Source organism: Rhizobacter sp. Root1221, from assembly GCF_001425785.1.
Classification (GTDB): domain Bacteria; phylum Pseudomonadota; class Gammaproteobacteria; order Burkholderiales; family Burkholderiaceae_C; genus Rhizobacter.
In genome coordinates this window covers 15,390-35,784 of the sequence record NZ_LMDI01000002.1, presented here as the reverse complement: position 1 = coordinate 35,784, position 20,395 = coordinate 15,390, and the positions used below count along the sequence as shown (strand labels likewise).

The window sequence follows — 20,395 nt, the reverse complement described above, 5'->3', positions numbered from 1 at the left end:
GCCTCGTGGCGGCCCGTGTGCCGGTTGAAGGAAAAAAGCCCGGCCAAGGCCGGGCTTTTTCGCGGGCAGGGAAAGCGCGCGTCAGACCGAGACGACCGACACCCCGTGGTCCGCCAGGTGCAGGCTCACCGGTGCCCCGTTTTCCAGCGGGTACCGCACGTCGGGTGACACCACGAACAGGTCACCCAACGGGCTGGCCAGGGTGTATTCCATCAGGCTGCCGACGTACGTGCGCTTGACGACGCGCGCGGCCAGGCCCGAGTCGGTGGCCGGCCCGATGCGCCACGCCTCGGGGCGCACCGCGATCTTCACCGGCCCGGCAGGCACCGGGTTCACCGTCGGGATCGTGAGACTGCCGAGGCGGGCCAGGCCTGCGCCGTCGCTGTCACCATCGAACAGCATCGCCTCGCCCATGAACCCGGCCACGAACTCCGAGCGGGGATGCTCGTACAGCTCGCGCGGCGTGCCATCCTGTGCGATGGTGCCGCGGTCCATCACGATGATGCGGTCGCTCACCGCCAGCGCCTCGTTCTGGTCGTGGGTGACGTAGGCCACCGTGAGCTGGAGGCGCTGCTGCAGTGCGCGGATCTCCTCGCGCATCGCGCGGCGCAACCGGGCATCCAGGTTCGACAGCGGCTCGTCGAACAGCAGCACGGCCGGCTCCAGCGCCAGCGCCCGGGCCAGCGCTACGCGCTGCTGCTGGCCGCCGGAGAGTTCACTCGGCATGCGGTTGTCCATCGCCTTCAAGCCCACGGTCTGCAGCATCGTGGCGGCCTTGGCCCGCGCGGCATCCACGGGCAGGCCCGACATGCGCAGGCCGTACGACACGTTGTCGATCACGCTCATGTGGGGAAACAGCGCATAGCTCTGGAACACGAGGCTCACGTTGCGCTGGGCGGGCCCGAGCGTGGTGACGTCCTGTCCCGCGATGAGGATGCGGCCGCTGGTCGGGCTCTCGAGCCCGGCGATCATGCGCAAGGTGGTGGACTTCCCGCAGCCCGACGGGCCGAGGATGGTGGTCAGCGTGCCGGTGGGCACGACGAAGCTGATGTGGTCGACCGCCAGCGGATCGCCGGGTGCGTTGCCATAGCGCTTCGAGACGTTCTGGAATTCGATGCCGTGCATCTTGGTGCCCTTCGTTGTCGTGGAGGGTGGAGGGAAGGAGGGATCAGTGGGCCGGCTGCGCGCGGCGGCCGAGCTTGCGGTCGCCCACCAGGACCTGGATCGCGGCGGTGGCCAATGCCATGAACAGGATCAGCACCGTGCTGTAGGCGAGCGCCACGCCATAGTCACCCTGGCCCACGCGGCCGATGATGAAGGTGGTGGACAGCTCGGTCTCCGCGGTCACGAGGAAGATCACCGCGGACACCGTGGTCATGGACCGCACGAAGCTGTAGATCAGCGCGGCGGCCACGGCGGGTTTGAGCAGCGGGAGCACCACGCTCCACAGCGTGCGGGCGGTGGACGCACGCAACATCAGCGACGCCTCGTCGAGCGATTTGTCCAGCTGCCGGAACGCGGCGGACCCCGCGCGCACACCCACCGGCAGGTTCCGGAAGATGAAGCACAGCACGATGATCAGCCCGGTGCCGGTGAGCTCGAACGGCGGCACGTTGAACGCGAGGATGTAGCTGACACCCAGCACCGTGCCGGGAATGGCAAACGCCATCAGCGCCGAGAACTCGAACGCGCTCTGGCCCCGGAAGGTCATGCGCGACAGCAGCCAGGCGATGAGCAGGCCGAGCGCGGCGGTGAGCGGCGCTGCCACCGCGGCGAGCTTGACGGTGGTGAAGAGCGACGGCCACGCGATGCCGACCCACTGCCAGCCGCCGTCGAAGCCGATGTCGAACGCGGTGCGGAAGTGGGCGAGGGTGGGGGTGTGGTCGCGGCCCCAGGTCTGCACGAACCCGCCGCTGAACGCGAAGACGTACACCACCAGCGTGAACACGAGCCACGGCACGGCCACGCCGAGGGCCACGCGGCGCACGCCGTCGGGCAGCGGCATCGGGATGCCGGCGTCGCCCTTGCCCGACACCGTGGTGTAGTTCTTGCGCCCCAGCACGCCGCGTTGCAGCGCGAACACCGCGAGCGCGAACAGCGTGAGGATCCACGCGAGCGTGGCGGCCCGGCCCTGGTCGAACTGGGCACCCACGATCGCGAAGAAGATGTCGGTGGACAGCACCGAGAACTGCCCGCCCACCACGGCCGGGTTGCCGAAGTCGGCGATGCTTTCGATGAAACCCACGAGGAACGCGTTGGCCAGGCCGGGCAGCATCAGCGGGAAGGTCACGTGCCAGAAGGTGCGCGAGCGGCTCGCCCGCAGCGTCTGCGAGGCCTCCTCGAGGGACGGGCTGATGCCCTGCACCACACCGCGCACGATCATGAACGCAATGGGGGTGAACGCAAACAGCTGCGCCAGCCACACGCCGAAGAAGCCGTAGAACCAGCGGCCCGGCTCCACGCCGAACGCCCATTCGATGGCCTGGTTCACGAGCCCCGCGCGGCCGAACAGCAGGATCAGTCCGAGGCCCACGACAAAGGGCGGCGTGATGATGGGCAACGGCGCGAGGAGGCGCAACACACGCCGCACCTTCGAGTCGCTGCGGTCCTCCAGCAGCGCGAGCAGGGTGCCCAGCACCGTGGTGCCCGCGCCGGTCATCACGGCCAGCAGCAGCGTGTTCCACGCGACACCGCAGCGCCGGTCGCCCGACAGGCAGCCGAGGCCCCAGATGCGTTCGTTCGCGACACGGGTCCAGGCGGCGCCCAGGTCGAACGCACCGGATGCATCGAAGAAGGCGCCTGACAGGGCGCGCAGCACCGGGTACGCCACGAAGATCACGAGGAGCCCGGCGCTGCCGGTGACGGCCGCCGACACGAACAGGTCGCCCCGGAACGCACCGAGGCGGGCCAGGCCGAACGCCGTGAGCATCAGCAGCGCGGCCAGCACGATGGTGGCACCCCAACCGAAGCCCGGCTGCGACGTGGCCGCCAGCAGGCCCGGGAACAGGCCGGCCAGCAGGCCCGGGCCCGCATTGGGCAGGCCGATCACGAAGCCTTGTGCCAGCACGGCCAGCGTGCCGAGCAGCCCGCTGGCCAGGAGCACCCAGCCCTGGCCGCGGGTGGGCAGCAGGCGGGCCGTGATGCCGCCGATCAGCAGCGCGAGGGCCGCGGGCACGAGCCACGGCCGGCGCTGCAGCAGCACCTGCGCGAGGCCCGATGCGCTGTCGTGGCCGCCGAGCAGCTCACCGACCCCTTGCAGCGACAGCACGCCGTCGGGGGTCGCATACCAGGGGACCAGCGCGAAGGCGGCCAGCCCGAGCACCGACCAGAACAGGATCGGGCGGTTGGATCGATGGTTCATGGCAACGTCGTCCGGAGGTCAGCGGGGCAGCGAATTGACGTCGCGCTCCCAGCGCTCGATCAGGCGTTTGCGTTCGGCTGACTTGCCGTACCGGCCGTGGTCGTAGGCCACGAACTTGATCTTGCGGAAGTCGGGGATGCGCGGGTCGAGCGGGGTGGCCTTGTTCGACGGCAGCTGGAACTGCTTGGCCGTGGCACCGAACTGCTGCGCCGCCGGCGTCAGCGCCCATTCGTAGAACTTGCGGGCGCTCTCGGCGTTGCGGGCGCCTTTCACCAGCGACATCGAACCGATCTCGGCGCCAGTGCCTTCGCACGGCGTGTCGGTGGCCACCGGGAACCCCTGCATCTGCTCGCCCGGGGCGTCGTGCACGAAGCTCACGGACACCATGGCCTCGCCGCGTGCCACCGCCTTGATGGGGCCGGAGCCGGAGCGGGTGTACTGGTTCACGTTGGTGTGCAGCTGCTTCAGGTACTGGAACGCCGGGTCCTCGCCCATCAGCTGCACGAGTGTGGCCACCATCGTGTACGCGGTGCCCGAGCTGTTCGGGTTGGCCATCTGGATCTCGCCCTTCAGCGTGGGCGACAGCAGGTCGACCCAGCAGTGCGGCGCCTTCAGCTTCTTCTTCGCGAGCAGCTCGGTGTTGAACCCGAACCCGAGCGGGCCGGAGTACACCCCCACCGTGCGCCAGCCCGACTGCTTCGCCTGGTCCTGGGCCCACGCATGCAACTGGGGCAACGATGGCGACTGGTACGGCTGGGTCAGGTCCAGCTCGGCCGCCTGCATGTGCGGGTCGCCGGTGCCGCCGAACCACACGTCGGCCTTCGGGTTGGCCTTCTCGGCGATCAGCTGCGCCAGCGCCTCGCCGGTGCTGCGCTTGAGCACGTTGACCTTGATGCCACTCGTGCGGCTGAACGTGGTGCTCATCAGCGTGCACCATTCATCCTGGGCGGAACAGATCAGGTTCAGCGTCTGAGACCCTTGCGCGCTGGCGGCGGTCGCCGTGGCGGCGAAGGTCAGTGCGATCCATGTGCGGTGAAATGACATCGGGATCCTCTTCGTGGAAAAGCGGGGAACAACAGCAGTCCCACGCGGCCCCCTCGAAGGGGCCGGCGGCCGGGACCACACGACGGAAACTTGCGGGTCAGGGCCCCTGGCCCCAGGCGACCACGGCATCGACCCCGATCACCCCTCCGGCATCGATGCGGTTGTAGAGGTCGACGCTGGCACCCATCGCGCCGGCGATCTGCCGGCAGATCGACAGGCCCAGGCCGGTGCCGCCCTTGCCGGCCGAAAACGGTTGGAAGAGCCGCTGCCGCACGTCCTCGTCCACGCCAGGACCTTCGTCCCACACCACGAGTTCGGTGCGGCCGGCGCCGTCGCGCAGCAGCACGCCCAGGCGGCCGGCCGGCGGGGCGTGGTGGATGGCGTTGGCCAACAGGTTGCGCAGCAGCTCGCCCAGCATCACGGCGTCACCAGGCACCGGCGGTGCGGTGCCTTCGAGCGCGAAGTCGAGCCGCTTGGCCCCGATCAACGGGGCGAGTTCCATCACGGCGTCGCGTGCCGCGGCATGCAGGTCGACGGGTGCGAGGTGGCCAGTGCGCTTGAGCTGTTCCACCTTCGTGAGGCTCAGCAGCTGGTTCGCGAGGCCCGCCGCACGGTCGACGGTGTGCAGCATCTGCGGCAGCAGTTCGGACACCGGCACGTCGCCCGCGATGGCCGACTGCAGCTGCGTGCGCAACACCGCCATCGGCGTGCGCAGCTGGTGCGACGCGTCGGCGAGGAACCGCCGCTGTTCGTCGACCCACTGCGTCTGGCGCTGGTGCAGTTCACGCATGCGCTGCACCGCGGGCAGCAGTTCGCTCGGGCCGGCGTAGTCGTGGGTGTCCGCGCCCGGGTCGTTCAGCGCGGCGCGGGCCCGGCCCAGCCAGCGCAACGCCACCAGGACACCGCTGACGATGACCACCGATACCACCACCGCGCAGGCGTACACCCATGCGAGTGGCGATTCGAACACCACCTCGCGCCAGCCGGGCAGCCGGTCGCGCCAGGGCAGGGCCACCTGCACCAGCGTCTCGGCCGGCTGGCCCGCGGTGCCCGCCGGGAGCCGGGCCGCGGCGGCGCGCACGAGCACCCCGCGGATGTGGGCCACATAGAGCGTGGGGCCCGCGGTGGCAGACGGTTCGTTGCGCCACGGGAACGGGGCGAAGTCGCGGTCGCCGGCAACCCATTCACCGGTCATGGTGCTCACCCTGAAGGTTGGCTGGCCGGGCGCGGCCTGCGGCGGCACATGCGACAGCGCCTGCACGAGCCGGACGTCGAGCGATTGCGCCTGGTGCGTGGCGCTCTGTACCACCTGCCACAGCGTGGCGGCCGCCACGATGGCCCAGACACCACCGAGCAGCCAGCACAGCAGGAAGCGGCGCAACGTGCCGGTGCGGGGTGTCCAGGTGAGCCATGGGATCACCGTGTTCCTCGCGGCGCGGTGGCCGCGGCGTCGTCGCACAGCAGGTAGCCCACGCCACGCAGCGTCAGGATCTCGGTGTTGCTGCCAACGATCTTCTTGCGCAGGCGGTGCACGATGACCTCCACCGCGTCGGCCTGGATGTCGTCGTCGTCGCCGAACACGGCGGAGCGCAGCGCGTCCTTCGGCACCACGCGGTCCACGTGCGACATCAGCGTGCGCAGCAGTTCGCCTTCGCGCGGCGACAGGTCGAGTGGCCGCTGGTCGCGGTAGAAGGCGCCGGACGTGGCATCGTGGTGCAGCAACCCGCAGCGCAGGTGGCCGTCGCGGCCCATGCGGCGTGTGAGCGCCTGCAGCCGCGCCATCAGTTCTTCCAGGTCGAACGGTTTGGCGAGGTAGTCGTCGGCACCGGCGTTCAGGCCGGCGATGCGTTCGCTGACGGCACCGCGTGCCGTCAGCACCAGCACGGGAGTCCGGTTTCCGTCGCCGCGAAGGCGTGCCAGCAACTCGAGGCCGTCGAGCCCTGGCAGCGTCAGGTCGAGCACGATCACGTCGAACGGCTTCTTGCGCGCCGCGAGCAAGGCCTCGTGACCTTCCGCGCAACGCAACACGTCGAAGCCACGCGTCTCGAGGCTGCGGCTCAATGCACCCGACAAATCGAAATCGTCCTCGACCAGCAGCAGTTTCATGCCGTGGATGTTGCCACCGCTGTGCCTCAGGGCAATCCCGGGGTTGCACCACACACGGGTGAAAGCCGCACGAAAGCTGACCCGCCGCGTGTGTCGCGGCACCGCATCGCTTTCAGTTCCCTTTCGGCACTCGGGCGTGCTTGTCCGCTGCCCCGTCCGGCGCACGGGGAACAGAATCTTTTCGTGGACCTGCTCCGGGGCCAACCGATCTCGACTGGGAGAATGATGTGCACTGCCTGACCCCCGACCTCTTCGACGACCCGGACCTGCTGCCTGCCGCCGACCTGGTGCCGCGTGGCACGGAACCCGCGCTCGCGCGGGACTTGCGCACCGCACCCACTGCCGCCGAGCGCCATCGCACGGTGGGCCGTGCCCTCGAAGCGTTGGGCGCCCAGTGGCTCGGCTACATGCAGGTGGGGCTGGTGCGGGGCCGCCCGGTGCCGCGCCGGTGGTTCCTGCCCCATGCCCACGGTGAGTGGGTGCGCCACAACATCGGCGACCGGCACCACGAGGTGGACCCGCGGTTGGCCGATGCCGTGGCGCTGCGGGTGCCGTTCGTGTGGGAGATCGGTGCACTCGCGCGCCGCGTCGAGGCCGGGCCTCGCCCCGAACACGGCCGGCGCTTCATCGACGGCCTGCGCGCGAATGGCATCGGCAGCGGTGTGTGGCTCGGCGTGCCGGGCGACACGCCGGACGACTACACCGTGATCGGCCTCGACGCACGCAGCGAGACGAGTGGCTGGGTCAGCGACGTGGTGATCGGCCAGGCGCTCGTGACCGCGCTGTCGGTGCACGAGTTCTTGCTGCAGCGCCTGCCGGCCGCCGGCAATCCCGGGGCGCCGCAGGGCTTGTCGGTGACGCAGCAGGGTGTGCTGGACGGGCTGCTGGCGGGCCACAGCGACAAGGTGATCGCCCACCGCCTGCAGCTGTCATCTCACGCGGTCGACTACCACATGCGCCAGTTGCGGCGCCGCTTCGCTGCACGCAACCGCGTGCAGCTCGTGCACGCGGCGTGTGCCATGGGCACGCCGGCGGGCGCGGCTTCACACATTTGGTGACCGATTGTCAGCGCGCCGTCCCATGACCGTGGGACACGGCACCGTCCCCGCCCGGACTACGATGGGCGCCGCCCTGTTGCCGTGGAGCTGACCTCCGATGAGACTGGATCTGTTTTCATTGAAGTTGTTCGTCGACATCGTCGAGGAGCGAAGCATCGGCAAGGGGGCCGCGAAGAACTGCATCGCGATGTCCGCGGCCAGCAAGCGCATGTCCGACCTCGAACAGAAGCTCGGTGCACCGCTGCTGCTGCGGCAGTCGCGCGGCGTGGTCACCACGGGGGCCGGCGACACGCTCTACAAGGGCATGACCGAGACCTTGTCCCGCCTCGCCCAGCTGGCCGCCGCGGTGGGTGACACCGCGAACGGCGTGCGGCGGCCCGTGCGGGTGCTGGCGAACCTGACATCGCTCGCGCGTGACCTGCCGGCATCGCTGAAGGCGTTTGCGGCGTTGCATCCGGCAGTCGCCGTCGAACTCGACGAACAACCCACCGCGGCCACGCTGCAGGCGGTGTCGCGTGGCGACGCCGACCTCGGCATCGTGGCCCCCATCGTGCCGTACCCGCCCAACATCGTGGCGTTCCGCTACCGCGTGATGCGGCACGTGCTGGTGGTGCCGGCGAACCACCCGCTCGCCGCGGCCGCCTCGGTCACGTTCGACATGGTGGCGCGGCACGACATCGTGTCGCTTGAAAACGAGGGCGGCTGGGATTCGCTGCTGCGCAAGGCAGCCGAGGAGCGGGGCAGCGGCTGGCGCGTGCGTGCGCGGGTGGGCAGTTTCGATGCGGTGTGCCGCCTGGTGGCGAGCGGGTTCGGCGTGGCCATCGTGCCGTCGCCCACGGCCGACCTGCACGCCGAGGCGCTGGGCCTGCGGGTGCTGGCCCTTGACGAACCGTGGGCCGAACTGCCGCTGGACGTGTGCGTGCGCGACGTGGCCACGCTGGCCCCCGATGCGCGCCAGCTGCTCGACCACCTGCGCCGCCGCACGCCGGCCGGGGTGCGGTCGATGGCCGGGTTCCTGTTTCCGAAACCCGTGCCCGAGCGTGCGTCGCGCGGTTTCGCGGACAGCACGTCCAGTCACTGAGTCACGGACGGGGCCTGGTGCAACGGCAACCACAGCGTCACGGTGGTGGCGCCCGGCGTCGACGCCACGTCGACACGCCCGCCGAGCGCGCCGGCACGGTCGCGCATGTTGCGCAGCCCGTGGCCGCGCGATGGCAACTGCCCCGTGTCGAAGCCGACGCCGTTGTCGCTGATGACCACCTCGACACCGGCGCGATCGTCCACGCGCCGCTCCCACGTGGCCACACGCACCGAGGTGGCCTGCGCGTGCTTGACCACGTTGACCAGGGCCTCCTGCGCGAGCCTCAGCACCGACAGCGCGTGGTTCGGTTCGAGCCACGTGAGCGGCGGCAGTTCGGTGACGCGCCAGTCCATCTCGATGCCGGCCGCCAGCAGCCGTTTCTCGAGCCGGTAGCGCAGCGTGGCAAGCAGCGCCACGATGTCCTGTTCGGCGAATTCGAGCGAATCCACCGTCAGCATCAGGTCGTCGATGCACTCGCGCAGCAGCTGCACCAGTTGGCCCTGCGGCAGTTGCTCGCGCTCCAGCATCGCGAACGCGGTCAGCAGGTTGGCACCGATGCCGTCGTGGATCTCGCGCATGATGCGCTGGCGTTCCTCGGCGATCAGCCGGGCCTCTTCCTCACGCGACCGCGACGTGGACAGCGAGGCGATGCGCCCGATCGATTCGCGCAGCTTGCGGTTCTGCTCGCGCAGCCGGCGGCGCAGGAACCCCACGTGGGCACCCACCGTGAGGAAGCGCCCCAGCACGGTCAGCAGCACGATCCACAGGATGAACACCTCGAGCGGCGACGACGCCGGCAGCCGCAGGCGCTGGCCCACCGTGGCAAACGCCAAGGCCGACCCCACCGCCATCGCGATCCAGCCGAGGCGAAGCTGGGGCAGTTCGAACTGCACGAGGCCGAACACCCCGGTCACGAACAGGCTCGCGAGGAACACGAAACCTACCTCCGGTGCCCAGCACAGGAACGCGAGCACCACGATGCCACCGAACACCATCTGCCAGCCGAACAGGTTGGGGTCGGGCTGGCGCAGGTTGCGCCCGCTGCGCACGGTGGCGTAGAACACCGCGTTGCCGGCCATCGACACGGCCAGGTAGGCGAGTGGCACGTGCCACGGTGCCGAGCCGGCCAGCGCGTACATCGCCAGCAGCCCCGCGCAGCAGACGTAATTGATCGCCGAGGTGGTGATCATGCCGAGCCGCTGCGCCTGTTCGCGCGTTACGCTGTCATCCATTCCATCGCTCCCGTCATTTCCGGTCGCCGATTGGGCCACGCCCGCGGCCGCAGGAGCAAGCCCCAGGAGGCCCACCGATGATCGACGTGATGCTGGTCGAAGACGACCCCGGTTTTGCCCGCCGATTCGTCGAGGCCATCGCGATGTCCTCCAGCGTGCGCCTGACCCGCACGTGCCACTGCGTGAAGGACGCGCTGGAGCACCTCGCCACCGAGCAGCCCGACGTGCTGCTGGTGGACCTCGGCCTGCCCGACGGCAACGGCATCGAGGTCATCCGCCATGCCGTGGCCCTCTACCCGTCGTGCGATGTGCTGGTGGTGAGCGTGTACGGCGACAAGACCAACGTGCTGAAGTCCATCGAGGCCGGTGCCAGTGGCTACCTGCTCAAGGACGGCCTGCGCGAGGACATCCTGCAGCACATCGACGACCTGCGCCGTGGCGGGTCACCGGTATCGCCGCTGATCGCGCGGCAGCTGTTGCGCCGGTTCCAGCCGGTGCGCCCCACCGAACCGCCGCCGGGTGAACACGTGACCGAGCGGGAACTCGAGGTGTTGAACCTGCTCGCGCGCGGCTTCAACTACCAGGAGATCGCGGGCCTGCTCGGGGTGTCCAAGCACACCATCGGCACGTACATCAAGCGCATGTACCGAAAGCTGCACGTGAACTCGCGCAGCGAGGCGGTCTTCGAGGCCCAGCGCATCGGCCTGCTCGAGTGACGGTGGCCCTGTCCCGCGGCGCTTCGTGATGCGCGAAGCCTGACTTGCCGAAACGGCGCTTGTCGGCGCGGGCCGCCTGCCGCACCCTCCATGCCTGGCGTGACAAAAGTCTCACATGGCGGGTGTGCGGGTCATTGGAAGGGCATCATGGCAGTTCGAGACAGTGAACACATCACGTTCTACTCAGAACAGGACCTCGTTCGCCTGGCGCGGGCCGGCGAGGGCGGCGGCGTGCGCCAGCAGACCACGCCGGACATCGTGCGGCGCCTGCTGGCGCAGACGTCGCCCGAGGCGCGCGAGGCCGTCGTGCGCACGCTGCTGGCCGACGCCGGATTCGACTGGTTCGGGTACGGCACCGTGGCGCTCCGCCAGCGCGGCGGCGAACCGCGCAGCTTCTTCACCACGTACGCCCATACCGCGTGGGTGCGGCGCTACTTCAGCGAGCGGTACCACGAGGTGGACCCGCGGCACCTCGACGCGCCCCGGTCGGGCCTGCCGCTCGTCTGGAGCCTCGACGACATCGCGTCGCACCAGGGTGACCCCCGCGATGCGGTCCGGGTGGCACGTTTCCTCGCCGACCTGGAACACAGCGGCATCCGCAGCGGCATGTTCTTCCAGCTGCCATCGCCGGCGGCCCCGGCGGAGCGGGTGCTGCTGAGCCTGATGTCCCGCACCGGCGGGCGGGCCTGGATGGACGACGCGGTGCTCGGCCAGGCGCTGACGTTCAGCCTCTGCATGCACGAGTTCCTCTCGTGCCATGTGGAACCGGCGGCGGGTCCGGGCATGCTGTCGACGCTGCAGCGCAACATCCTCAACTGCCTGAGCCGCGGCCACAGCGACAAGGAGATCGCGAGCAACCTGCAGCTGTCCTCGCATGCGCTGGACTACCACATGCGCCAGCTGCGCCGGCGGTTCGCGGTGCACAACCGCGTGCAGCTGGTCAACGCGGCCGCGTGACCCGCGGGGTCCTCAATAGGAAACGGCCACCGACAGCGAGAACAGCTCGCCCTTGAACCGGTGGGTGACCCGGGTGTCGCGCAGCCATTTGCCCACCAGGCGCACCGGCATGCCGTCGCCGGGCAGCCTGCCCATGGCGGCCAGGCCGTAGCCGGTGGATCGCCCTCGGCTGCCCGGGCTTGCCGACGATGCCGGCGCGCCGCGGTCGTCGGTGGTTTCCCGGTAGACGTAGCCCACGGCCCCCACCGCCAGGCGATCCGACAGGTGCTGGCCCACCAGCCAGTCGAGGTGGAACTCGTTGCCGCCACGGTAGTTCGTGTCGTGGTTGCGGGCGTTGAAGATCATCCCGGCCGTGGCGCTCACCTCGTGCCCGCGGTCGCCGTGCAGCCAGGTGTAGGCCACGTTGGGGTCGAAGGCCCAGTGGTTCCTGCCGAGATTGATGAGCCGGCCGGGTTCGTACTCGCCGGTGGGCAGGGTGACGTTGGTGGCGAGGTTGACGTGGTGGTCGCGGTGGAGTGACCACGTCAGGCGCACCGGCACGAGCACCAGGTCGCCGAACCCTTGTTCCTCGGCCCCGCCGGGCACGCTGAAGCCCGGGCCGTCGATGCGCGTGGTGACGCGGGCGTCCAGGGCCATCGGCAGCGCGGCCGCGGCGCTGTAGGCGGCGCCCAGCACCCGGGCGCCGGGCACCCACGCCATCTTGATGATGTCGCCCGTGGCGGCCTGGGTCGCTTGCGCGGTGACACCCGGCGCCACGGGCTTGGCCTCGACGCGGCCCCGGTAGCGCAGCAGGTCGTTGCGCACATGCACCCCCGGCGCCAGCGGCATACCCACCGCAAATTCGTTGTAGAAACCCTGGAGGTAGAGGCTCGCACCGTTCTCGGACGCCGCCACCGGCGCGGACAGGATCGCGGCCGCGCAGGCCAAGCCCCACCCCCAGGCCGGCACCCGGCCTCGAATTCCCATTTCCATGCTGCTCCTGCCCCAGGTCGGTCGTGCGGACCGCATCGTAAGGGCCGGAATGCGGATGGTGGTACGCCATCCCAGCGGTTTTGGCGTGAACTTTGCCGCAAATTGCCGCAAACCGCCGTCATCCTGCTTCTAAGCCAACACTTTCACTGCCACACGCAAGTCCTTATTTCTACAGCGCTTTTGCGGGAGTCATGTTTCAGAGTCGTGTGTAAGTTCTTGATTTCATTGATTTTTTCTTACAAGTTGCATTGACGGGGGGCAGGGTGTCGGCTAAAGTGCCTGAAAGTGCACTTTAGTGGGTCTTTGTGGCAGATTTTAGGTTTCAAGGGACGTCAGCGTTGTCGCTGGACGCTAAGGGGCGGGTCACCGTCCCTGCGCGCCAGCGCGAAATGCTGCTCGCTGAAGCCGGGCCTCAACTGACCCTGACCAAAAGTCCAGCGGGGTGCTTGCTGATGTTTCCTCGGCCAGTCTGGAACGGATTCCGCGAAAAGCTCGTCGCGCTGCCGATGTCGGCCGACGGCTGGAAGCGCATCTTTCTGGGCAGCGCCATGGACGTCGAGATCGACGCCTCCGCCCGCGTCCTCATTTCCCCCGAACTCCGTGTTGCCGCCGGCCTCACCAAGGATGTCCTGCTGATGGGCATGGGCAGCCGGCTGGAGTTGTGGGACCCGCTCGCCTACGCTGCTCAAGAGGCGAAGGTGCTCGAGTCCCCGATGCCCGATGCGCTGAAAGATTTCCAGGGCTGAAGTTCCATGGCGCCCGGCAATACCCCACTCATTCACCACACCGTCCTGCTCCATGAGGCGGTGGATGCGCTCGTCACGCGACCGGACGGCATTTATGTCGACGGCACGTTCGGGCGAGGCGGCCACTCGCGGCTGCTGCTCGAACGGCTGGGTCCAGGAGGTCGCCTGTTGGCGATCGACCGGGACCTGGATGCGGTAGCGGCAGCGAGCGCGGGCGATACGCGGGTCGATGACCCGCGTTTTTCCATTCATCACGCCCCCTTTGCGCGCATGGCCGACGTGGTCGCTGCCGCCGGGGTGGGGCGGGTCGACGGCGTGTTGCTCGACATCGGGGTGTCCTCCCCCCAGATCGACAACCCCGAACGGGGTTTCAGCTTCCGTTTCGACGGCCCGCTGGACATGCGCATGGACACATCGCGAGGCGAAAGCGCCGCCGATTTCCTGGCCCGCGCCGATGAGCGCCACATCGCGGAGGTGATAAAAAATTATGGGGAAGAACGGTTTGCTGTTTCGGTTGCAAAGGCGATTGTTGCTCGGCGCGAAAGCGGGAGTCCTGTTCGCACCACCACAGAACTTTCCAACCTCGTGGCTGGTGCGGTCAAGACCCGAGAAGCGGGCCAGAACCCTGCAACGCGCACATTTCAAGCTCTTCGGATTTTCGTCAACGCCGAGCTTGAAGAGCTCGAACAAGGGCTGAATGCCGCGATGGACCTGCTGGTGCCGGGTGGCCGCCTGGCCGTCATCAGTTTCCATTCGCTCGAAGACCGCATCGTCAAGACCTTCATCGCGCGCGAGAGCAAGTCGGTGTTCGACCGCCGCGCGCCGTTTGCCGAACCCACGCCCAGCCGGCTGATCGCGCTCGGGCGCGTGAAGCCGTCCGACGAGGAGGTGGCCGCCAACCCGCGCTCGCGTTCGGCGGTGATGCGGGTGGCTGAACGCACCGACGTGGGGGTGGCGCCATGACGCGCCTGAACCTCGTGCTGCTGCTGGCGCTGATCGCCAGCAGCCTGTACCTCGTGCGCGTGTCCTACGATTCGCGCCGCCTGTACACCGCGCTCGACATCGCGCAGAACGACGCCCGCAAGCTCGAGATCGAACACGAGCGGCTGAAGTCCGAGAAACAGTCCCAGGCCACGCCGCTGCGCGTGGAGCGGGTCGCACGCGACAAGCTCGCCATGCGCACCGCCACGCCCGCCGTCACCGAGTACGTGACCTACGGCCCGGCCGCGGCCTCGGGGGTGACGCCATGAGCCAGGGCAACAGCGCCCGCCTCGCGCCGCTCAGCGTGCGCAGCGTCAACTACACCACGAGCCCGCTGCTTGCGTCGAAGACGCCGCCGTGGCGTTCGCGCTTCCTCGTGGGCCTGGTGGGGCTCGGTTTTGTTGCGCTCGTGGGCCGCGCGGCGTACGTGCAGATCGTCAACAACGACTTCTTCCTGAAACAGGGCGAGATGCGGTACGCCAGCACGCTGCCGCTCGCCGCCAGCCGCGGCCGCATCACCGATCGCAACGGGCAGCTGCTGGCCGTCAGCGTGCCGTCCAAGTCGCTCGCGGTGCTGCCGAAGGCCTTCACCGCCGACCGCGCCCAGCGCCAGAAGGTCGCCCGGCTGCTGGGCATGACCCTCGCCGAACTCGATGGCCGCATCGACGACAACCCGAACTACGTCTGGCTGCGCCGCAACCTCGACGAACAGGTGGCCAAGGACATCGCCGAACTGAACATCAAGGGCCTGTCGCTGCAGTCGGAGTTCCGCCGCGACTACCCGTACAGCGAGGCCGCGGCCCACGTGGTCGGGTTCACCAACGTCGAGGAACGCGGCCAGGAAGGCATCGAGCTCGCGTTCCAGCGCGAACTGCAGGGCACCAAGGGGTCGCGCCGCGTGGTGCGCAACCGGCTGGGCGGCATCGTCGAGGACATGGTGGAGCCGGTGGCCGCCGTGGATGGCCGCGACATCGAACTCTCCATCGACGCCACCTTCCAGTCGTTCGCCTACCAGCGCATCCGCGACGCGGTGCAGCTGCACAAGGCCAAGGCCGGCAGCGTGGTGATGCTCGACGCCCAGACGGGCCAGGTGCTGGCGCTGGCCAACTACCCGAGCTACGTGCCGGGTGACCGCCGCAACCTCACCGGCGCGCAGCTGCGCAACCGCGCCGTCACCGACGTGTTCGAGCCCGGCTCCACGATGAAACCGTTCACCGTGGCGCTGGCCATGGACACGGGCCGGGTGAACCGCAACACCGTGATCCAGACGGCCCCCGGCCGCATGACCATCCACGGCTCCACCATCTCCGATTCCCACGCGCACGGCAACCTGACCGTGGCCGAGGTGATCCAGAAGTCCAGCAACATCGGCACCGCGAAGATCGCGCTGTCGATGCAGCCGCGCGAGATGTGGGAGATCTTCACCCAGGCGGGCTTCGGCCAGCGCCCGCAGGTGCAGTTCCCGGGGGTGGTCACTGGCCGGCTGCGCCCGTACAAGACCTGGCGGCCTATCGAGCAGGCCACCATGAGCTACGGCTACGGCCTGTCGGCCAGCCTGCTCCAGATCGCCCGTGCGTACACCGTGTTCGCGCACGACGGCGAGATCCTGCCCATCTCCCTGTTGAAGAACCCCGAGATCGGCCCCGACGGCCGCGTGCCCGGCGTGCGCGTCATCTCGAAGGACACGGCCGCGCAGATCCGCGACATGCTGCAGATGGCGGCGGGCCCGGGCGGCACCGGCCCGAAGGCGCAGGTCATGGGGTACTCGGTGGGGGGCAAGTCCGGCACCGCCCACAAGCAGGAAGGCAAGGGTTATGCCGAAAAGAAGTACCGCTCCTGGTTCGTGGGCCTGTCGCCCATCAAGAATCCGCGCATCATCGTCGCGGTGATGGTGGATGAACCGGGTGACGGCAAGTACTTCGGCGGCGAGGTGGCCGCCCCGGTGTTCAGTGAAGTGGTGCAGAAGACGCTGCGGTCGATGGGAGTGCAGCCCGACCTGGACGTGCGCCCGCAGATCGTCTCGCAGACCCTGCCCGCGGTGGAGGAGAGCTTCTGATGAACCAGATGCCCATGACCCTGCTCCGTGACCTCGACGCCACCGTGGCGTGGCTGAAGGCGCGCGGCGCCACCGGCCTGGCCACCGACAGCCGCCGCGTGCGGCCCGGCGACGCCTTCATCGCCTGGCCCGGCTACGGCCACGACGCCCGCCAGTTCGTGCCGGGCGCGCTCGCCGCCGGTGCGGTGGCCTGCCTTGTGGAGGCCGACGGGGCCAACGCGTTCCCGCTCGACGGGGCCGTGTGCGCGGCCGTGCCCGACCTGAAGTCCGTCACGGGTGAACTGGCGCACCGCTTCTACGGCCGCCCGAGCGACGCACTCGAGGTGTTTGCCGTCACCGGCACCAATGGCAAGACGTCATGCGCGTGGTGGATCGCCCAGGCGCTGAGCCTTCTGGGCCGCCGCAGCGGCGTGATCGGCACACTGGGGGTGGGTGAACCGCCGTCGGCAGCGTCCCCGAATGCCCAGGTGGTCTCGACCGGCCTGACGACGCCGGACCCCGTGACGCTGCAGGCCGCGTTCCGCCGGTTCGCCGACAGCGGCTTCTCGGCCTGCGCCATCGAGGCCTCGTCGATCGGCATCGTCGAGCAGCGCCTCGCGGGGGCCCGCATCTCCGTGGCGATGTTCACCAATTTCACGCGCGACCACCTCGACTTCCATGGTGGCATGGCCGCCTACTGGGAAGCCAAGGCGCGGCTGTTCGCGTGGCCGGGCCTGCGGGCGGCGGTGCTCAACGTCGACGACGAGCAGGGTGCATCGCTCGCGCGCCAGCTCGACGAAGGCCAGCTCGACCTGTGGACCTTCAGCGCCCAGGCGCACCATGCGGCGCGCCTGCAGGCCCGCCACATCCACTACCACGCCGGAGGCCTGGCGTTCACGGTGAACGAAGGCCCCCACACGGTGTCCGTGCAGACCCGCCTGATCGGCGACTACAACGCGTCCAACGTGCTGGCCGTGATCGGGGCGTTGCGCGCTGCCGGGGTGTCGCTCGTGGACGCGGCAGCGGTGTGCGCGTCGCTGACGCCGGTGCCCGGCCGCATGCAGCGGGTGGGCGGCGACGATGGCCCCCAGGTGGTGGTCGACTACGCCCACACGCCCGACGCGCTGGAAAAGGCGCTCGAAGCATTGCGCCCGCTCGCGCACGCGCGCGGTGGCCGGTTGTGGGCCGTGTTCGGGTGTGGCGGCAACCGCGATGCCACCAAGCGCCCCATGATGGGCGCCATCGCCGAACGCCTGGCCGACCACGTGGTGGTCACCAGCGACAACCCGCGCCATGAAGATCCCGCCGAGATCCTGCGCCAGATTGCCGCGGGCATGGGCGCCAACGCGCCGGTGTCGCTGATCGAGGACCGGCGCGCCGCCATCGGTCACGCCATCTCGGGTGCGCACCACCACGACGTGGTGATGGTGGCCGGCAAGGGACACGAGGCCGAGCAGGAGATCGCGGGGGTGAAACACCCGTTCTCCGACGTGGCCGAAGCGGAGGCCGCGCTCGCGCGGAGACCCCAATGATGATGACCCTCTCCCAGGCCCACGCGCTGCTGCCAGGCTCCACCCTCGTGGGTGACGGCGCGGTGGCGCTCGGTCGTGTGCATTCGGACACCCGCACGTTGCAGTCGGGCGACCTGTTCGTCGCGTTGCGCGGCGAGCGGTTCGACGCGAACGACTTCCTCGCCAATGCCAAGGCCGCCGGTGCGGTGGCAGCGCTGGCCGAACGTGGCTTGGCCGAGGCCGGGTTGCCAGGCCTGCTGGTGCCTGACAGCAAACGCGCCCTCGGCGAGCTGGCCAGGGCGTGGCGCGCGAAGATGGCGCTGCCGCTGGTGGCCGTGACCGGCAGCAACGGCAAGACCACCGTCACGCAGATGCTCGCGAGCGTGCTGTCGGCCTGGGTGGGCGACGGCGCCTTCTCTACCGTGGGCAATTTCAACAACGACATCGGCGTGCCGCTCACGCTGCTGCGCCTGCGGCAAGACACATTGCAGTGGCACCGCGCCGGCGTGGTCGAGCTGGGCATGAACCACCCGGGCGAGATCGCGTGGCTGGCCGAGATGGCCGCGCCCACGGTGGCGCTGGTCAACAACGCCCAGCGCGAGCACCAGGAGTTCATGGCGAGTGTCGAGGCCGTGGCCCGTGAAAACGGCACTGTGATCGAAGCCTTGGGTCCGGCCGGCGTGGCGGTGTACCCGGCCGACGACGAGTTCGCGCCGCTGTGGCACGGCCTTGCCGGCAGCCGCCCGAGCGTCACGTTCGCGTTGCAAGGCGCAGCCGACATCACGGCCGACGCCGAGTGGGTGGACGACCACTGGTCGCTGATGTTGCACACCCCCGCCGGCTTCCAGGCGGTGCAGTTGCGCATCGCGGGCCTGCACAACGTCAAGAACGCGCTCGCCGTCACGGCCTGTGCGCTGGCCGCGGGTGCGCCGCTCGACGCGGTGGTGCGCGGCCTCGAGGCGTTCGAGCCCGTCAAGGGCCGCTCGCAACTGAAGACCGCCACGTTGCACGGCCAACCCGTGACGCTGGTGGACGACACGTACAACGCGAACCCCGATTCGGCCCGCGCGGCCGTCGAGGTGCTGTCGCAGATGACCGGCCCGCGCTGGCTCGTGCTCGGCGACATGGGCGAAGTGGGCGACCAGGGCCCCGCCTTCCACGAGGAGGTGGGCGCGTACGCGAAGGCCCAAGGGGTCGATCACTTCTGGACGGTGGGCGAGCTGTGCCGGCATGCCGCCGCCGCGTTTGCCGGATCCCGGCATTTCGACAGCGTGGCCGACCTGGTCGCCGCGCTGCCACAGGCGCCGCAGGCGTGCGCCGTGCTCGTCAAGGGCTCGCGCTTCATGAAGATGGAACAGGTCGTCGGGGCGCTCGTGTCGCCCGCACCTGCACAGAACCAAGGAAACCCACATGCTGCTTAGCCTGGCTCAATGGCTGCAGAACACCTACCCCGACCAGCTCGGGTTCCTGCGCGTGTTCCAGTACCTCACGTTCCGTGCGGTGCTGGCAGCCATGACGTCGCTGCTGATCGGCCTGGCCATGGGCCCATGGGTGATCCGGCGCCTCACGTCGCTCAAGATCGGGCAGCCGATCCGCGAGTACGGCGTGGCCGAACACCTGGTCAAGAGTGGCACGCCCACGATGGGCGGGGTGCTGATCCTGCTCGGCATCGCGGTGAGCACGTTGCTGTGGTTCGACTGGAGCAACCGCTTCGTGTGGATCGTGATGCTCGTGACGCTGGGTTTCGGCGCCATCGGGTGGGTGGACGACTGGCGCAAGGTGGTCCACAAGAACCCCGAGGGCATGCGCTCGCGCGAGAAGTACTTCTGGCAATCGTTGATCGGCTTGGTCGCGGCGTTGTACCTGGCGTTCAGCGTGTCCGAGACGTCGAACCTGCGGGTGCTGGAGCTGTTCCTGCGCTGGGTGCAGAGCGGCTTCTCGAACGACCTGCCGCCGAAGGCCGACCTGATGATCCCGTTCGTCAAGAGCATCAGCTACCCGCTCGGGGTGTTCGGTTTCATCATCCTGACCTACATCGTCATCGTGGGCAGCAGCAACGCGGTGAACCTGACCGACGGCCTCGACGGCCTGGCCATCATGCCCGTGGTGATGGTGGGCTCGGCGCTCGGCGTGTTCGCGTACGTGGTGGGCAGCTCGGTGTACTCGAAGTACCTGCTGTTCCCGTACATCCCGGGCGCCGGTGAACTGCTGATCTTCTGCGCGGCCATGGCCGGTGCGGGCCTCGCGTTCCTGTGGTTCAACACCCACCCGGCGCAGGTGTTCATGGGCGACGTGGGCGCGTTGTCGCTCGGCGGCGCGCTGGGCACCATTGCCGTGATCACCCGCCAGGAAGTCGTGCTGTCCATCATGGGCGGCATCTTCGTGGTCGAGGCCTTGTCGGTGATGCTGCAGGTGAGCTGGTTCAAGTTCACCAAGAAGCGTTACGGCACCGGGCGCCGCATCTTCAAGATGGCCCCGCTTCACCACCATTTCGAGAAATCGGGCTGGCGCGAGACCCAGGTGGTCGTGCGCTTCTGGATCATCACCATGCTGTTGTGCCTGGTGGGGTTGGCGAGCCTGAAATTGCGTTGAACC

Annotated in this window: 18 protein-coding genes; 11 read left to right on the top strand and 7 right to left on the bottom strand. The window is 69.1% G+C overall.

Features of this window, described 5'->3' with window-relative positions:
- Positions 1–81: 81 nt before the first annotated feature.
- The 5 genes from ASC87_RS02230 to ASC87_RS02210 form a co-directional block, all read right to left on the bottom strand.
- Positions 82–1,125 (bottom strand): ABC transporter ATP-binding protein, encoded by a 1,044-nt coding sequence (locus ASC87_RS02230; RefSeq protein WP_056656006.1) that lies wholly within the window; start codon positions 1,123–1,125, stop codon positions 82–84.
- A gap of 43 nt (positions 1,126–1,168) precedes the next feature.
- Positions 1,169–3,361, bottom strand: coding sequence for an iron ABC transporter permease (locus ASC87_RS02225; protein WP_056656004.1), 2,193 nt, complete (start codon positions 3,359–3,361; stop codon positions 1,169–1,171).
- Between the two features lie 18 nt (positions 3,362–3,379).
- Positions 3,380–4,405, bottom strand: a complete 1,026-nt coding sequence (locus ASC87_RS02220) for an ABC transporter substrate-binding protein (protein WP_056656001.1) — start codon at positions 4,403–4,405, stop codon at positions 3,380–3,382.
- 97 nt (positions 4,406–4,502) lie between these two features.
- The gene (locus ASC87_RS02215; protein ID WP_056655998.1) at positions 4,503–5,825 is read right to left on the bottom strand and encodes an ATP-binding protein; all 1,323 of its coding nucleotides are present in this window, start codon (positions 5,823–5,825) and stop codon (positions 4,503–4,505) included.
- Positions 5,822–6,511, bottom strand: a complete 690-nt coding sequence (locus ASC87_RS02210; RefSeq protein ID WP_056655995.1) for a response regulator transcription factor — start codon at positions 6,509–6,511, stop codon at positions 5,822–5,824. The genes ASC87_RS02215 and ASC87_RS02210 overlap by 4 nt, the downstream gene beginning before the upstream one ends.
- A gap of 227 nt (positions 6,512–6,738) precedes the next feature.
- Here ASC87_RS02210 and ASC87_RS02205 point away from each other — a divergent pair, with 227 nt between their 5' ends.
- Positions 6,739–7,569, top strand: a complete 831-nt coding sequence (locus ASC87_RS02205) for a LuxR family transcriptional regulator (RefSeq protein WP_056655992.1) — start codon at positions 6,739–6,741, stop codon at positions 7,567–7,569.
- 97 nt (positions 7,570–7,666) lie between these two features.
- Entirely contained in the window at positions 7,667–8,650 is a 984-nt protein-coding gene (locus ASC87_RS02200) for a LysR family transcriptional regulator (protein WP_082568326.1), read from the top strand.
- Here ASC87_RS02200 and ASC87_RS02195 read toward each other — a convergent pair.
- Positions 8,644–9,882 (bottom strand): sensor histidine kinase, encoded by a 1,239-nt coding sequence (locus ASC87_RS02195; protein ID WP_056655986.1) that lies wholly within the window; start codon positions 9,880–9,882, stop codon positions 8,644–8,646. The genes ASC87_RS02200 and ASC87_RS02195 overlap by 7 nt on opposite strands.
- Positions 9,883–9,959: 77 nt before the next feature.
- On the opposite strand from ASC87_RS02195, the gene ASC87_RS02190 reads away from it, so the two are divergent.
- Complete coding sequence (locus ASC87_RS02190; RefSeq protein ID WP_056655984.1) at positions 9,960–10,598, top strand: response regulator transcription factor; 639 nt, start codon at positions 9,960–9,962, stop codon at positions 10,596–10,598.
- Between the two features lie 147 nt (positions 10,599–10,745).
- The gene (locus ASC87_RS02185; RefSeq protein ID WP_056655981.1) at positions 10,746–11,555 is read left to right on the top strand and encodes a LuxR family transcriptional regulator; all 810 of its coding nucleotides are present in this window, start codon (positions 10,746–10,748) and stop codon (positions 11,553–11,555) included.
- Between the two features lie 12 nt (positions 11,556–11,567).
- Here ASC87_RS02185 and ASC87_RS02180 read toward each other — a convergent pair whose 3' ends face one another.
- A complete protein-coding gene (locus tag ASC87_RS02180; protein WP_162255122.1) occupies positions 11,568–12,521 on the bottom strand; it encodes a transporter in 954 nt (317 codons plus the stop codon).
- 311 nt (positions 12,522–12,832) lie between these two features.
- Here ASC87_RS02180 and ASC87_RS02175 point away from each other — a divergent pair, with 311 nt between their 5' ends.
- Genes ASC87_RS02175 through mraY form a run of 7 tightly spaced genes read left to right on the top strand, consistent with a single transcriptional unit; the run spans position 12,833 to position 20,392 of the window.
- The gene (locus ASC87_RS02175; RefSeq protein ID WP_056655976.1) at positions 12,833–13,273 is read left to right on the top strand and encodes a division/cell wall cluster transcriptional repressor MraZ; all 441 of its coding nucleotides are present in this window, start codon (positions 12,833–12,835) and stop codon (positions 13,271–13,273) included.
- A gap of 6 nt (positions 13,274–13,279) precedes the next feature.
- The gene (gene rsmH, locus ASC87_RS02170) at positions 13,280–14,236 is read left to right on the top strand and encodes a 16S rRNA (cytosine(1402)-N(4))-methyltransferase RsmH (protein ID WP_056655971.1); all 957 of its coding nucleotides are present in this window, start codon (positions 13,280–13,282) and stop codon (positions 14,234–14,236) included.
- Positions 14,233–14,523 (top strand): cell division protein FtsL, encoded by a 291-nt coding sequence (gene ftsL / locus ASC87_RS02165; RefSeq protein WP_056655968.1) that lies wholly within the window; start codon positions 14,233–14,235, stop codon positions 14,521–14,523. Before rsmH ends, ftsL begins: the two co-directional genes overlap by 4 nt.
- Positions 14,520–16,310, top strand: coding sequence for a penicillin-binding protein 2 (locus tag ASC87_RS02160; RefSeq protein ID WP_056655963.1), 1,791 nt, complete (start codon positions 14,520–14,522; stop codon positions 16,308–16,310). Before ftsL ends, ASC87_RS02160 begins: the two co-directional genes overlap by 4 nt.
- Before the next feature lie 8 nt (positions 16,311–16,318).
- Positions 16,319–17,821 carry a UDP-N-acetylmuramoyl-L-alanyl-D-glutamate--2,6-diaminopimelate ligase gene (locus tag ASC87_RS02155; protein WP_056656388.1) on the top strand — a complete coding sequence of 501 codons (1,503 nt, stop codon included), beginning with the start codon at positions 16,319–16,321 and terminating at the stop codon, positions 17,819–17,821.
- Positions 17,818–19,221, top strand: coding sequence for a UDP-N-acetylmuramoyl-tripeptide--D-alanyl-D-alanine ligase (murF, locus tag ASC87_RS02150; protein ID WP_082568323.1), 1,404 nt, complete (start codon positions 17,818–17,820; stop codon positions 19,219–19,221). The genes ASC87_RS02155 and murF overlap by 4 nt, the downstream gene beginning before the upstream one ends.
- A complete protein-coding gene (gene mraY, locus ASC87_RS02145) occupies positions 19,211–20,392 on the top strand; it encodes a phospho-N-acetylmuramoyl-pentapeptide-transferase (protein WP_056655960.1) in 1,182 nt (393 codons plus the stop codon). The genes murF and mraY overlap by 11 nt, the downstream gene beginning before the upstream one ends.
- Positions 20,393–20,395 lie beyond the last annotated feature (3 nt).

Excerpts from the sequence above, each read along its gene's own strand:
- ASC87_RS02185 (WP_056655981.1), top strand. The coding sequence starts at position 10,746 with ATGGCAGTTCGAGACAGTGAACACATCACGTTCTACTCAGAACAGGAC.
- ASC87_RS02190 (WP_056655984.1), top strand. The coding sequence starts at position 9,960 with ATGATCGACGTGATGCTGGTCGAAGACGACCCCGGTTTTGCCCGCCGA.
- murF (WP_082568323.1), top strand. The coding sequence starts at position 17,818 with ATGATGATGACCCTCTCCCAGGCCCACGCGCTGCTGCCAGGCTCCACC.
- ASC87_RS02225 (WP_056656004.1), bottom strand. The coding sequence starts at position 3,361 with ATGAACCATCGATCCAACCGCCCGATCCTGTTCTGGTCGGTGCTCGGG.
- ASC87_RS02210 (WP_056655995.1), bottom strand. The coding sequence starts at position 6,511 with ATGAAACTGCTGCTGGTCGAGGACGATTTCGATTTGTCGGGTGCATTG.
- ASC87_RS02160 (WP_056655963.1), top strand. The coding sequence starts at position 14,520 with ATGAGCCAGGGCAACAGCGCCCGCCTCGCGCCGCTCAGCGTGCGCAGC.
- ASC87_RS02195 (WP_056655986.1), bottom strand. The coding sequence starts at position 9,882 with ATGGATGACAGCGTAACGCGCGAACAGGCGCAGCGGCTCGGCATGATC.
- mraY (WP_056655960.1), top strand. The coding sequence starts at position 19,211 with ATGCTGCTTAGCCTGGCTCAATGGCTGCAGAACACCTACCCCGACCAG.
- ASC87_RS02155 (WP_056656388.1), top strand. The coding sequence starts at position 16,319 with ATGCCCATGACCCTGCTCCGTGACCTCGACGCCACCGTGGCGTGGCTG.
- ASC87_RS02230 (WP_056656006.1), bottom strand. The coding sequence starts at position 1,125 with ATGCACGGCATCGAATTCCAGAACGTCTCGAAGCGCTATGGCAACGCA.
- ASC87_RS02200 (WP_082568326.1), top strand. The coding sequence starts at position 7,667 with ATGAGACTGGATCTGTTTTCATTGAAGTTGTTCGTCGACATCGTCGAG.
- rsmH (WP_056655971.1), top strand. The coding sequence starts at position 13,280 with ATGGCGCCCGGCAATACCCCACTCATTCACCACACCGTCCTGCTCCAT.
- ftsL (WP_056655968.1), top strand. The coding sequence starts at position 14,233 with ATGACGCGCCTGAACCTCGTGCTGCTGCTGGCGCTGATCGCCAGCAGC.
- ASC87_RS02180 (WP_162255122.1), bottom strand. The coding sequence starts at position 12,521 with ATGGGAATTCGAGGCCGGGTGCCGGCCTGGGGGTGGGGCTTGGCCTGC.
- ASC87_RS02220 (WP_056656001.1), bottom strand. The coding sequence starts at position 4,405 with ATGTCATTTCACCGCACATGGATCGCACTGACCTTCGCCGCCACGGCG.